This is a genomic window from Pseudomonas cerasi, from assembly GCF_027983475.1.
In the GTDB taxonomy this organism is placed as follows: domain Bacteria; phylum Pseudomonadota; class Gammaproteobacteria; order Pseudomonadales; family Pseudomonadaceae; genus Aquipseudomonas; species Aquipseudomonas cerasi.
On record NZ_JAQJVM010000004.1, the window covers coordinates 351800 to 363407 of the forward strand.

The 11608-nt window shown below is 60.3% G+C and carries 11 protein-coding genes and 1 tRNA gene; 4 read left to right on the top strand and 8 right to left on the bottom strand.

Features of this window, described 5'->3' with window-relative positions; all coding sequences use genetic code 11:
• Positions 1–4 precede the first annotated feature (4 nt).
• From PI739_RS23285 to PI739_RS23320, 8 genes are all read right to left on the bottom strand, one after another.
• On the bottom strand, positions 5–760 hold the full coding sequence (locus tag PI739_RS23285; protein WP_003372204.1) for a substrate-binding periplasmic protein: 756 nt from the start codon (positions 758–760) through the stop codon (positions 5–7).
• A 185-nt stretch (positions 761–945) separates the two neighbouring features.
• Positions 946–1716 carry an imidazole glycerol phosphate synthase subunit HisF gene (gene hisF, locus PI739_RS23290; protein WP_003434701.1) on the bottom strand — a complete coding sequence of 257 codons (771 nt, stop codon included), beginning with the start codon at positions 1714–1716 and terminating at the stop codon, positions 946–948.
• A gap of 19 nt (positions 1717–1735) precedes the next feature.
• Positions 1736–2473: a 1-(5-phosphoribosyl)-5-[(5-phosphoribosylamino)methylideneamino]imidazole-4-carboxamide isomerase gene (hisA, locus tag PI739_RS23295; RefSeq protein WP_003372206.1), complete on the bottom strand. Its 738-nt coding sequence runs from the start codon at positions 2471–2473 to the stop codon at positions 1736–1738.
• A gap of 87 nt (positions 2474–2560) precedes the next feature.
• A complete protein-coding gene (locus PI739_RS23300; RefSeq protein WP_003342219.1) occupies positions 2561–2821 on the bottom strand; it encodes a DUF2164 domain-containing protein in 261 nt (86 codons plus the stop codon).
• Between the two features lie 4 nt (positions 2822–2825).
• Complete coding sequence (hisH, locus tag PI739_RS23305) at positions 2826–3464, bottom strand: imidazole glycerol phosphate synthase subunit HisH (protein ID WP_005745046.1); 639 nt, start codon at positions 3462–3464, stop codon at positions 2826–2828.
• Positions 3464–4057: an imidazoleglycerol-phosphate dehydratase HisB gene (hisB, locus tag PI739_RS23310; protein WP_002551454.1), complete on the bottom strand. Its 594-nt coding sequence runs from the start codon at positions 4055–4057 to the stop codon at positions 3464–3466. Before hisB ends, hisH begins: the two co-directional genes overlap by 1 nt.
• 93 nt (positions 4058–4150) lie before the next feature.
• Positions 4151–5350, bottom strand: a complete 1200-nt coding sequence (locus PI739_RS23315) for an amino acid aminotransferase (RefSeq protein ID WP_003372211.1) — start codon at positions 5348–5350, stop codon at positions 4151–4153.
• Positions 5351–5566: 216 nt separating this feature from the next.
• The gene (locus tag PI739_RS23320; protein ID WP_271352213.1) at positions 5567–7228 is read right to left on the bottom strand and encodes an OFA family MFS transporter; all 1662 of its coding nucleotides are present in this window, start codon (positions 7226–7228) and stop codon (positions 5567–5569) included.
• A gap of 495 nt (positions 7229–7723) precedes the next feature.
• Between PI739_RS23320 and PI739_RS23325 the strand changes: the two genes are divergently transcribed.
• The 4 genes from PI739_RS23325 (at position 7724) to PI739_RS23340 (ending at position 11556) form a co-directional block, all read left to right on the top strand.
• Positions 7724–9949, top strand: coding sequence for an AsmA family protein (locus tag PI739_RS23325; RefSeq protein ID WP_054081349.1), 2226 nt, complete (start codon positions 7724–7726; stop codon positions 9947–9949).
• A gap of 93 nt (positions 9950–10042) precedes the next feature.
• Entirely contained in the window at positions 10043–11110 is a 1068-nt protein-coding gene (mutY, locus tag PI739_RS23330; protein WP_003372219.1) for an A/G-specific adenine glycosylase, read from the top strand.
• Entirely contained in the window at positions 11107–11379 is a 273-nt protein-coding gene (locus PI739_RS23335) for an oxidative damage protection protein (protein ID WP_002555777.1), read from the top strand. The genes mutY and PI739_RS23335 overlap by 4 nt, the downstream gene beginning before the upstream one ends.
• Positions 11380–11480: 101 nt before the next feature.
• Positions 11481–11556, top strand: a tRNA-Phe gene (locus PI739_RS23340).
• Positions 11557–11608: the final 52 nt, after the last annotated feature.

Below are 11608 nucleotides of genomic sequence, written 5' to 3' on the forward strand. Positions count from 1 at the left end.
GCGGTTACTGATAGCGCGCCTTGACGGCATCGACCCAGCCTTCAGCGCGCATCTGATCGAGGGCCTTTTGCAGGCGTCTGACGACCTCGTCAGGCGTGCTCTTGTTGACCGCCAGGTAAAGTTCGGCGCTGTTGAACCGCAGCGCTGTCTTGAAGCCGGTGACGCCTTCCAGCTTCGCCAGATAGCGGCCAACCGGATCGCCTACCGCCCACAGGTCGATCTGGCCGTTGGCGAGTTTTTTCACGTTGTCGCGGTCACGCAACATCAGGATCGGGTTCAAGCCCATGGTTCTAAGGCGCTCGCCAATGGCATCGCCCTTGTAAGCCCCGATGCGGTAATCCCTGGCCTGCTCCAGCGACGTCAAGGTGATCGGGCTGTCGCCGCGCGCCAACATGATCCAGTCGTAGGAACCTACCGGGCCGACCCATTTGAAGAGGTTTTCACGTTCGGGCAGGCGAGTGGTGGAAAACACGCCGTAACCGGGCTTTTCCAGGGCCAGTTTGTAGACTCGGTCCCACGGAAAGCGCAGCGTCATGCTGTAGCCGATATTGGCGCGCTTGAACATCTCGCGCACCACTTCGGCGGCGATACCGTCAATGTTGTTTTCCTGGGCGAAATTCTTGCCGTCGACCGCCATGTTGAACGGCGGGAAGTTCTCGGTCAGCAACACCATGGAATAAGGCGTCGACTCGCTGGCCCGGACACCTTCACTCGACAAGACACCGATCCCGATCAGTGCAAGCAATAGGCGTTTGAACATGTTCCGGCACTCGATCGTGAACGACGCATGCAGAGTGCCGTGAACCCGGCGCACTGTCTAGCGCGCTGTCCGGCGATGTCGCTTACAGGCAATATTCGAATGCCACAGGGCTGAAACAAAGCGAGCGCCGGCTGTTTCAAACCCTTGGCCTGAAACAAGCGGCGCCCGCTTTCATGCGCCGTGACTCAGCGCACGACAATCCCGCGGCTGGCCATGTAGGCCTTGGCTTCAGGGACCGTGTATTCGCCAAAGTGGAAGATACTCGCCGCCAGCACAGCGCTGGCGTGGCCCTCGATGACACCGGCAGCCAGGTGCTCAAGGTTGCCGACGCCACCCGAAGCAATCACCGGAATACCCAGTGCATCGCTGATGGCGCGCGTGACGCCCAGATCGAAGCCGTTTTTCATGCCGTCCTGGTCCATGCTGGTCAGCAGGATCTCGCCAGCGCCCAGGTCTTCCATCTTTTTCGCCCAGAACACCGCGTCCAGCCCGGTGGGTTTGCGCCCGCCGTGGGTGAAGATTTCCCAGCGCGGGGTTTCGCCCGGACCGGAGACCTTCTTGGCGTCGATAGCGACCACGATGCACTGCGACCCGAAACGCGCGGCGGCCTCACCGACGAACTCGGGGTTGAACACCGCGGCCGTGTTGATCGAGACCTTGTCGGCACCGGCGTTGAGCAGGTTGCGGATGTCCTGCACGGTGCGCACGCCGCCACCAACGGTCAGCGGGATGAACACCTGACTGGCCATGCGCTCGACGGTATGCAGCGTAGTGTCGCGGCCATCGACGCTGGCGGTGATGTCGAGGAAGGTAATTTCGTCGGCACCCTGCTCATCGTAACGACGAGCGATTTCCACCGGATCGCCTGCGTCCCGGATGTTCTCGAACTTGACGCCCTTGACCACTCGACCGTTGTCGACGTCCAGGCAAGGGATGATGCGTTTGGCTAGGGCCACAGGGTCAATCTCCAGCTGTTCAGCGTTGTTCGCGGTCGCAGAGCGCCTGAGCTTCGGCCACATCCAGCGTGCCTTCGTAAATCGCACGGCCGGTGATCGCGCCGATGATGCCCGGAGCCTTCGCATTCAGCAGCGCCTGGATGTCGCCCAGGTTATGGATACCACCCGAAGCGATCACCGGGATCCGCGTGGCAGCCGCCAATGCCGCGGTGAACGGGATGTTACAGCCCTGCATCATGCCGTCTTTGGCGATGTCGGTGTAGACAATGGCCGACACGCCATCGGCTTCGAAACGCTTGGCCAGATCAATGACCTGCACCGAGCTGACTTCAGCCCAGCCGTCGGTGGCGACGAAACCGTCCTTGGCATCCAGACCGACAATCACCTTGCCGGGGAACGCACGGCAGGCTTCGGCCACGAACTCGGGCTCTTTGACGGCCTTGGTGCCGATGATGACGTAGCTCACGCCCGCCTTGACGTAATGCTCGATGGTTTCCAGCGAACGGATGCCACCACCGATCTGGATCGGCAGGTTCGGGTAGCGTCGGGCGATGGCCGTGACCACATCACCATTGACCGGCTGACCTTCGAACGCACCGTTCAGATCGACCAGATGCAGACGGCGGCAACCACCCTCGACCCACTTGGCGGCCATGGCCACCGGGTCATCGGAGAACACCGTGGAATCTTCCATCCGGCCCTGACGCAGACGGACGCAGGCGCCGTCCTTGAGATCGATAGCGGGGATAATCAGCATGCTTTTTCCTTGGTCAAAAAGAGCGGCAAGCTGCAACGATGCGCACTCACCCATTCTTGCTGCTTGATGCGTGCAGCTGCTTTCTAGCTAATTTTTTTCGAGTGCCCACAAGTCACTTTCGATGCTCTCGAAGCGCTCCTTGAGCTGCTGCTGAACATCGAAAATGGCGCGATTGTAGTAGTGCGGGGCAATCTCGCGCGTGAACAGCTCGAGGACTTCAGCCACTTCGAACGAGCCCAGGTCCAGCTCGAAGCGCTCTGCGAACAGGCGCTTGAGCTTGTCGATCGCCTGTTGCTCGTGCTCGGGCGAGAGGGTCAGAATCGGTGGCTTGCCCTTGGCTTTGCTCATGCGCTTACCAGCGACCATCCCAAGCGGCGAAGTTCTGCAGCAACTGCAGGCCGTGGGTGTGGCTCTTTTCAGGGTGGAATTGCACGGCAAAACGCGAACCGTCGGCCAGCGCAGCGGCAAAGTCGAGGCCGTAGTGACCGCGCCCGACCACCTGACGCTGATTGGCGGCATCGATGTAGAAACTGTGCACGAAGTAGAAACGTGCCAGGTCCGGAATGTCATGCCACAGCGGGTGATCCACCGCCTGAGCGACCTGATTCCAGCCCATGTGCGGCACTTTCAAGTGCTCGCCCTCTTCGTGCAGGTCCTTGCCGAAAAACTTCACCTGGCCGGGAAACAGACCGATGCAATCCACGCCGCCGCTCTCTTCACTTCTGTCGAGCAACGCCTGCATGCCGACGCAGATGCCGAGAAACGGACGGTCCTGGCTGACTTCCCTGACCAGCGAATCAAAGCCCAGACGGCGGATCTCGGCCATGCAGTCGCGAATCGCGCCCACACCCGGAAACACCACACGGTCGGCTTCGCGAATCACCTTGGCGTCACTGGTAATCAGCACACGGCCTGCGCCTACGTGCTCAAGCGCCTTGGCGACAGAGTGCAGGTTGCCCATACCGTAATCGATGACCGCAACCGTCTGCATCAGAGCACACCCTTGGTCGATGGCATCTGTCCGGCCATACGCTCATCCAGCTCGACCGCCATGCGCAGCGCACGACCGAAAGCCTTGAACACGGTCTCGATCTGGTGGTGAGTGTTGGTGCCACGCAGGTTGTCGATGTGCAGCGTCACGTTCGCGTGGTTAACGAAGCCCTGGAAGAACTCCTGAAACAGGTCCACGTCGAAGCCGCCTACAGTGGCGCGGGTGTACGGCACATGCATCTGCAGGCCCGGACGCCCGGAGAAATCGATGACCACGCGCGACAGCGCTTCGTCGAGCGGCACGTAGGCGTGGCCGTAACGACGAATGCCCTTCTTGTCGCCGATCGCCTGGCTGAACGCCTGGCCCACGGTGATGCCGACGTCTTCCACCGTGTGGTGGTCGTCGATTGCCAGGTCACCCTTGCATTCGATGTCCAGATCGATCAGCCCGTGCCGGGCGATCTGGTCGAGCATGTGCTCAAGAAAAGGCACGCCGATATCGAATCGGGCCTTTCCGGTACCATCCAGGTTGATCGAGGCTTTGATCTGGGTTTCCAGAGTATTGCGCTCGACGTACGCCTTACGTTCGGCCATCACCAGCTCCGCAAAATCATTGGGCGAAAAAAAGGCGAGCATTATAGGCCCAGAAGCGCCCGCCATGAAGCAAACAGACGACCAGCAGGGTATTTAACGGGCGAAGAGGCTCGCGATTGCGTTACATACCTTGTCGATATTCCCTTCATTCAAACCGGCCATGCATACCCGACCACTGCGCAGCATGTAAATGCCGTGAACATCTTTCAGTTCATCGACTTGCTGCGGGGTCAGACCGGTGTAGCTGAACATCCCGTTCTGCCTGAGGATAAAGCTGAAATCGTGGCCGGAGACCTTCTGCGCCAGCACCTCGACCAGACGCGTGCGCATTTCGATGATACGCAGGCGCATGGCCTCGACCTCGCCCAGCCACTGCTCGCGCAAGTGCGGTGTGTTGAGCACTTTCGACACCAGAAACGCGCCATGTGCAGGCGGGCTGGAGTAGTTGCGGCGCACGGTCGCCTTGAGCTGGCCGAATACGTTGGCAGCGGAGGCCGCGTCTTCACAGACCACCGACAGCCCGCCTACCCGCTCGCCATACAGCGAGAAGATTTTCGAGAACGAGTTACTGACCAGCGTTGTGATACCTGCGTTGGCCATCGCCCGGATGGCATAGGCGTCTTCGTCCATGCCTTTGCCGAAACCCTGATAGGCGATATCCAGGAACGCAATGAGCTGACGATCCTTGATCACTTCGATCAGGCGGTCCCATTGCGCCACCGTCAGATCGGCACCGGTCGGGTTATGGCAGCACGGGTGCAGCAGGAGGATGCTCTGCGCCGGCAGCCCCTGCACCGTGTCGAGCATGGCCTCGAACCTCACGCCACCCGTCTGGGCATCGAAGTACGGGTACGCGTTGACTTTGAAGCCCGCCCCGCCGAACAGCGCGTTATGGTTTTCCCAGGTCGGGTCGCTGACCCATACCTGCGAGTCCGGAAACGCATACTTGAGGAAATCGGCACCTATCTTGAGTGCCCCCGAGCCGCCCACGGTTTGAATGGTGGCCACACGGCCTGCCTGAACCAGCGGGTGATCGGCACCGAACAACAGGGTTTGCACCGCCTGCCGATACGCCGCCAGGCCTTCCATCGGCAGGTACACGGACGCTGCCTGCTCGCCTTCGGCCAGTTGCTGTTGCGCCGTTGCTACACAGGCCAATTGCGGAATGCGGCCCTGTGCGTCGTAATACAGACCGATGCTCAGATTGACCTTGTCCGCACGCGAGTCCTTGCCAAAGGTCTCCATCAGCGAAAGGATCGGATCACCGGCGTATGACTCCACGTGGGCTAGCATGCAAACAACTCCTTCAGGCAATAAAATCAGGGCTGACTAATGTAGCAGCGTATGCACCGGAACGGGCAGTGCATCGAGTACATAGGGTCAACTGAATATGACTATCGCGACGAATAAAATCCGGACGCGATGATCAAAAGCGCAGTGCACCAAAAACCCAGGCAAAAAAAAGCGCCTGCACCGAGGTGCAAGCGCTTTTCTGTTACCGGCAGGCTTTTAGTGGAACAGCACTGCGGTTTTTTGCAGGGTAATCCAGATGCCCCACGCCAGCGGGATGCCTACGGCCAGCCAGGCGGCGATGACCAGCGGCTTGCTGCCTGCGGATGCTTTCCACTCCAGCGAAGTCGTGGCGTTGGCACCCTTGTCGTGACCGATGGCTTGTTCAGCCGCCAGCTCGGCGTCGGTCATGAAGTACTTGTCGGCAACCGGACGAATCAGCAGGTTGCAGATAAAGCCCAGCACCAGCAGACCCGAGAGGATGTACAAGGTGATGTCATAGGCATCGGCACGTGCAACACCGTGGGCGAGTTGGTACTCACGCAGGTAGTTGACCAATACCGGGCCGAGCACACCGGCCGCAGCCCAGGCAGTCAGCAGGCGACCGTGGATCGCGCCGACCATCTGCGTACCGAACAGGTCTGCCAGATAAGCCGGAACTGTGGCAAAACCGCCACCGTACATCGACAGCACGATGCAGAACGCGGCCACGAACAGCGCGATGCTACCCATATGGCTCAGGGTCGGAACCGACGCATAAAGCAGGAAGCCCAGTGCGAAGAATACGAAGTAGGTTGCCTTGCGACCGATGAAGTCCGAGCACGAAGCCCAGAAGAAACGACCGCCGATGTTGAACAGACTCAACAGCCCCGTGAAGCCGGCTGCGATCGCAGCAATGGCTTTCAGCTGGTCGGCATTGAGCTGGCTGAAGGTCAGGTCGACGCCCAGCAGTTTGCCAGCGAAGACTTCCTGCAGCAGCGGCGAAGCCATGCCCAGGATGCCGATACCGGCCGATACGTTCAGGCACAGCACCAGCCAGACCAGACGGAACTGCGGTGTCTTCCAGGCCACGCTGACGTGCACGTGCCGGTTGGTGATCATCGAGTTCTTGGCCTTGGCAGCCGGAGCGGTCCAGCCCTCAGGCTTCCAGCCGGTTGGCGGAACGCGATAGCCCAGTGCACCGCCGATCATGAAGATGAAGTAAATCACCGCCATCACCACGAAGCTCTGCCATACGCCCACGCTTTCAGCCGAAGCGAAGTGCCCCATCAGAGCCGTAGCCAGCGGTGCACCCACCATCGCACCGCCGCCAAAGCCCATGATCGCCATGCCGGTCGCCATGCCGCGCTTGTCCGGGAACCACTTGATCAGGGTCGACACCGGGGAGATATAGCCCAACCCCAGACCGATACCGCCGATCACGCCCGAGCCCAGCCACATCAGCCAGATCTGGTGGGTATAAATGCCCAGTGCGGAAATCAGCAAGCCACCACACCAGCAGAGTGCCGAAACCACACCCGCCTTGCGTGGACCTGCGTGCTCCAGCCAGCCACCCCAAATGGCAGCCGAGCAACCCAGGAAGATGAAAAACAGTGTGTAGATCCAGCCCAGCATGGAGATCTGCCAGTCACAGGTCGACGCGAACATCTGCGCGAAAAAACCCATGTCCGGTGCGCAAGCGACAGGTGCCGTAACACCGATAGCCTTCGACAGCGGCAACCAGAATACCGAGAAGCCGTAAGCCATACCGATACAAAGATGGATGGCCAGTGCTGCAGGTGGAACAAGCCAACGGTTGAAACCTGGCTTGGCGATAATGCGCTCTTTGGACAAGAACGCAGGTTGAACGGCTGCGCCGCCCAAGGCTGTGCTTGTGCTCATTATAATTACCCCAATGTGTGAAGCTCGCAGATGGTCCGCTGGTCCGCCACAGACTCAGTGCCGAGCGGCCATGTCTGTTTTATCGGCAGGTTATCCGGATACGTGACAAAAAGACGCACCCTAGCCAGCAAAAACGGAGACTATCACTGTCTGATGGCAAATAAGCATCTCGCTACATGCTTTTTATTATCTATTTTCACACGTTAATCCACGTGCTCTATCGAGCCATAGATGCAACCAATTAAGCATTATCGAAAAGCTGCTTTGGACTTAGTTGGGCGCACCTGTGTGGCTGTTCGGCCGGTGCGCGAAGATTCGGAAGATATATCGAGACGAGGCGACGCACATTTTTCATCTGCTCTCAGGCGTAGTGGCGCACGGTGCCAGCGTCTTGAACCGTAGGCCGGACAGCAATAACGGTATCCGCAGCCCGACAGGCTCGTCGGAGCGGTATACTCGTGGGCTATTTTTGAACATCGACACAAGGACTCGCCCATGAAAGCGTTCGGCAAAATCCTGGGGCTGTTTATTCTCGGGTTGTTGCTGATCATCGTGGCTCTCGGCTTCGCCCTGACCCACCTGTTTGATCCCAACGACTACAAAGACGAGATTCGCCAGCTGGCACGCGACAAGGCCAACGTCGAGCTGACGCTCAACGGCGATATCGGCTGGAGCCTGTTTCCCTGGCTCGGCCTGGAATTGCACGACGCCCATGTCGCCACCCTGACCGCTCCCGATCAGCCGTTCGCCGATGTGCAGATGCTCGGCCTGTCCGTACGCGTCCTGCCATTGCTTCGTCGCCAGGTACAGATGAGCGACATTCGCGTCGAAGGCCTGAACCTGACCCTGCACCGCGATGAAAACGGTCATGGCAACTGGGAAGACATCGGCAAGCCTGCCGTGGCAAGCACTGAAACATCTGGCGAGACAACACCTGCCCCGGCTCCGGACGCGCCCAAAACGGATCGCCCTTCCCAGCCGATCCGCCTGGATATCGACAGCCTGACCGTCAACAACGCCCGCGTGGATTACAGCGATGCCCGAAAAGGCAGGACCTTCATGGCCGAGAGCATTCAGCTGAGTACCGGGCCGATTCGTGAAGCGTCCGATATCCCGATCAAACTGACGGCCTTTCTAAGCACCAACCAGCCCGTCGTGCGCGCCAAGACCGAGCTGGTCGGCGAGCTGCGCATGGACCGCGTGCTCAAGCGTTATCAATTCGAAGACATGCGCCTGTCCGGTGAAGTCGCCGGCGAGCCGCTGCAAGGCAAGACCGTCACCTTCTCGGCGCAGGGCCAGTTGCTCGTGGACCTGGCCGCCAACATCGCTGAATGGAACAGCCTCAAAGTCTCGGCCAACCAGTTGCGTGCACTCGGCGAACTGCGTGCCCGCGATCTGGACAAAACGCCACAGATCAGCGGCGGCCTGTCCATCGCTCAGCTCGATCTGCGCGCGTTCTTCGAGAACATCGGTCAGCCGTTGCCAGCCATGTCCGAGGGTGCGCTGAGCAAGGTTGAAATGGTCACGCGCCTGGCGGGTACGCCTACCAGCCTTGCGCTGGACAACCTCAACCTGAAAGTCGACGACAGCACCTTCACGGGTCGCATCGCCGTGGACGACTTCGCCAAACAGGCGCTGCGTGTCCAGCTCAAGGGCGATACCTTCGACGCCGACCGCTATCGTCCGGCTGAGAGCGAAGAAAGCAAAGGTGCCAAGGCCGCGCGCAAATCCGAGGTTCAGTCCGGTGAAGCCGCCGCTGCTGCGGGTGATTCACCGCTGCCCGAACAACCGACCAAGGCCGCCTGGAGCACTGCCAGGCTGCTGCCGCTGGAGCGCTTGCGTACGCTGGATGTCGAGGCTGACCTGAGCTTCGGCAAACTGACCCTGAACAAACTGCCCATCGACAACGCAGCGTTCAAGACCCAGGCCAACGGTGGCCTTATCAAGGTCGATACGCTGAGTGGCGACCTGTACAACGGCAACTTCGAGGTCAAGGGCAATCTGGACGCGCGTCCGGACACGCCTGTAGCCACGGTGCAGACGCACATTGCCAAAGTACCGGTCGAACGCATTCTGGAAAGCCAGGGCCAGACGCCGCCAGTGCGTGGCCTGCTGAACCTCGACAGCAACCTGACCGGCACAGGCAACAGCGAAAAAGCCCTGATCGACAGCCTGAACGGCACCGCCAGCTTTGCGCTCAATAACGGCGTACTGGTCAATGCCAACCTGGAGCAGCAGCTGTGCAAGGGTATTTCGATCCTCAACCGCAAGACGCTTAGCGGCGAACCGCGCGCCAAGGACACCCCTTTCCAGCAGCTCAACGGCAATCTGGTGGTACGCAACGGCGTGGCCAGCAATCCGGACCTCAAGGTTCGTACGCCGGGCATGGCCGTCAACGGTAACGGCGACGTCGACCTGCGCGTACTGGGCATGAATTACCGCGTCGGCATCATCGTCGAAGGCGACAAGAGCGACATGCCGGACCCGGCCTGCGAGATCAATCCGCGCTTTGTCGGCATCGAGTGGCCGGTGCAGTGCCGCGGCCCGCTGGAACTGGGCGCCAAGGCTTGCCGTCTGGACAAGGAAGGTGTCGGCCAGATCGCTGCGAAACTGGCGGGCGACCGGATCAGCGAGAAGCTCGAGGACAAGCTGAACGACAAACTCGGTGACAAGGTCAGCCCCGAGCTCAAGGACGCCCTCAAGGGACTGTTCAAGCGCTAGGGCAACGTGAACTGCTCAGGAGCGCCCTCGCGGCGCTCCGCTGGCACGACCGTTCATATCACCACTCATATCCAGACGAGAGCCCTCCAGGCCATGCAACCCGAACAATTCTCCAGCGCCGTGCTGGACTGGTACGACCGTCATGGCCGACATGACCTGCCCTGGCAACAAGACATCACGCCGTACCGGGTCTGGGTGTCGGAAATCATGCTGCAGCAGACCCAGGTCAGCACCGTTCTGAATTACTTCGACCGCTTCATGGAGGCCCTGCCGACCGTGCAGGCGCTGGCCGACGCGCCCGAGGACGAAGTGCTGCACCTGTGGACCGGGCTGGGTTACTACACCCGCGCCCGCAACCTGCAGAAAACGGCAAAAATCGTGGTCGCCGACCATGGCGGCGAGTTTCCCCGCGATGTCGAAAAACTCATTCTGCTGCCCGGCATCGGCCTGTCCACCGCTGGCGCGATTGCCAGCCTGAGCATGGGCATTCGCGCGCCGATCCTCGACGGCAACGTCAAACGCGTGCTGGCGCGCTTCACCGCGCAAGAGGGCTACCCTGGCGAACCCAAGGTGGCCAAGCAGCTGTGGGCCACCGCTGAACGCTTCACGCCGCACCGCCGGGTCAACAACTACACCCAGGCGATGATGGACCTGGGGGCCACGCTCTGCACCCGCAGCAAACCGAGCTGCCTGCTCTGCCCGCTGGAGCGCAGTTGTGAGGCGCACATGCTGGGCCTGGAAACGCGCTACCCGATCCCCAAGCCGCGCAAGACCGTGCCGCAGAAACGCACGCTCATGCCGATGCTCGCCAACGAAGACGGCGCGATCCTGCTTTATCGTCGACCTTCCAGCGGCTTGTGGGGCGGCCTGTGGAGCCTGCCGGAACTGGATGACTTCGATGACCTTCAGCACCTGGCCACCCAACACGCGCTGCAACTGGGCGAGCACCATGAACTGCCGGGGCTGATCCACACTTTCAGCCACTTCCAGTTGAGCATCGAACCCTGGCTGGTCAAGGTCCAGGAGTCCACCGATCACGTGGCCGAGGCCGACTGGCTCTGGTATAACCTCGCCACCCCGCCACGCCTGGGCCTTGCCGCCCCGGTGAAAAAGCTGCTCAAACGCGCAGCCGACGTATTGAACGCAGGAGAGTCGTCATGACCCGCACCGTAATGTGCCGCAAATACAAAGAAGAACTGCCCGGCCTGGAACGCGCCCCGTATCCGGGCGCCAAGGGCGAGGACATCTTCAACCACGTCTCGCAGAAAGCCTGGGCCGACTGGCAGAAACACCAGACCCTGCTGATCAACGAGCGTCGCCTGAACATGATGAACGCCGAAGACCGTAAATTCCTCCAGACCGAGATGGACAAGTTTCTCTCCGGCGAAGAATACGCCCAGGCCGAAGGCTACGTTCCCCCCGAAAAATAAAGCGTTTCACGCAGTGAAGGTCGTAAGCGTCGGTAATAATTCAAATTTTTTAAAAAACACGCTTGACGACCTCCTGAAAAACACGTCTAATGCGCCCCGTTGCCCAGATAGCTCAGTCGGTAGAGCAGGGGATTGAAAATCCCCGTGTCGGCGGTTCGATTCCGTCTCTGGGCACCACCTTTCGTTTTCAGGTGATGCCAAGCACACCTGAAAGCACACAAGAAGCCCG

What these genes read in the sequence shown, in the direction of transcription:
- PI739_RS23285 (WP_003372204.1), bottom strand. Translation starts at nt 760, where the DNA reads ATGTTCAAACGCCTATTGCTTGCACTGATCGGGATCGGTGTCTTGTCG.
- hisA (WP_003372206.1), bottom strand. Translation starts at nt 2,473, where the DNA reads ATGCTGATTATCCCCGCTATCGATCTCAAGGACGGCGCCTGCGTCCGT.
- PI739_RS23300 (WP_003342219.1), bottom strand. Translation starts at nt 2,821, where the DNA reads ATGAGCAAAGCCAAGGGCAAGCCACCGATTCTGACCCTCTCGCCCGAG.
- hisH (WP_005745046.1), bottom strand. Translation starts at nt 3,464, where the DNA reads ATGCAGACGGTTGCGGTCATCGATTACGGTATGGGCAACCTGCACTCT.
- hisB (WP_002551454.1), bottom strand. Translation starts at nt 4,057, where the DNA reads ATGGCCGAACGTAAGGCGTACGTCGAGCGCAATACTCTGGAAACCCAG.
- PI739_RS23315 (WP_003372211.1), bottom strand. Translation starts at nt 5,350, where the DNA reads ATGCTAGCCCACGTGGAGTCATACGCCGGTGATCCGATCCTTTCGCTG.
- PI739_RS23320 (WP_271352213.1), bottom strand. Translation starts at nt 7,228, where the DNA reads ATGAGCACAAGCACAGCCTTGGGCGGCGCAGCCGTTCAACCTGCGTTC.
- PI739_RS23325 (WP_054081349.1), top strand. Translation starts at nt 7,724, where the DNA reads ATGAAAGCGTTCGGCAAAATCCTGGGGCTGTTTATTCTCGGGTTGTTG.
- mutY (WP_003372219.1), top strand. Translation starts at nt 10,043, where the DNA reads ATGCAACCCGAACAATTCTCCAGCGCCGTGCTGGACTGGTACGACCGT.
- PI739_RS23335 (WP_002555777.1), top strand. Translation starts at nt 11,107, where the DNA reads ATGACCCGCACCGTAATGTGCCGCAAATACAAAGAAGAACTGCCCGGC.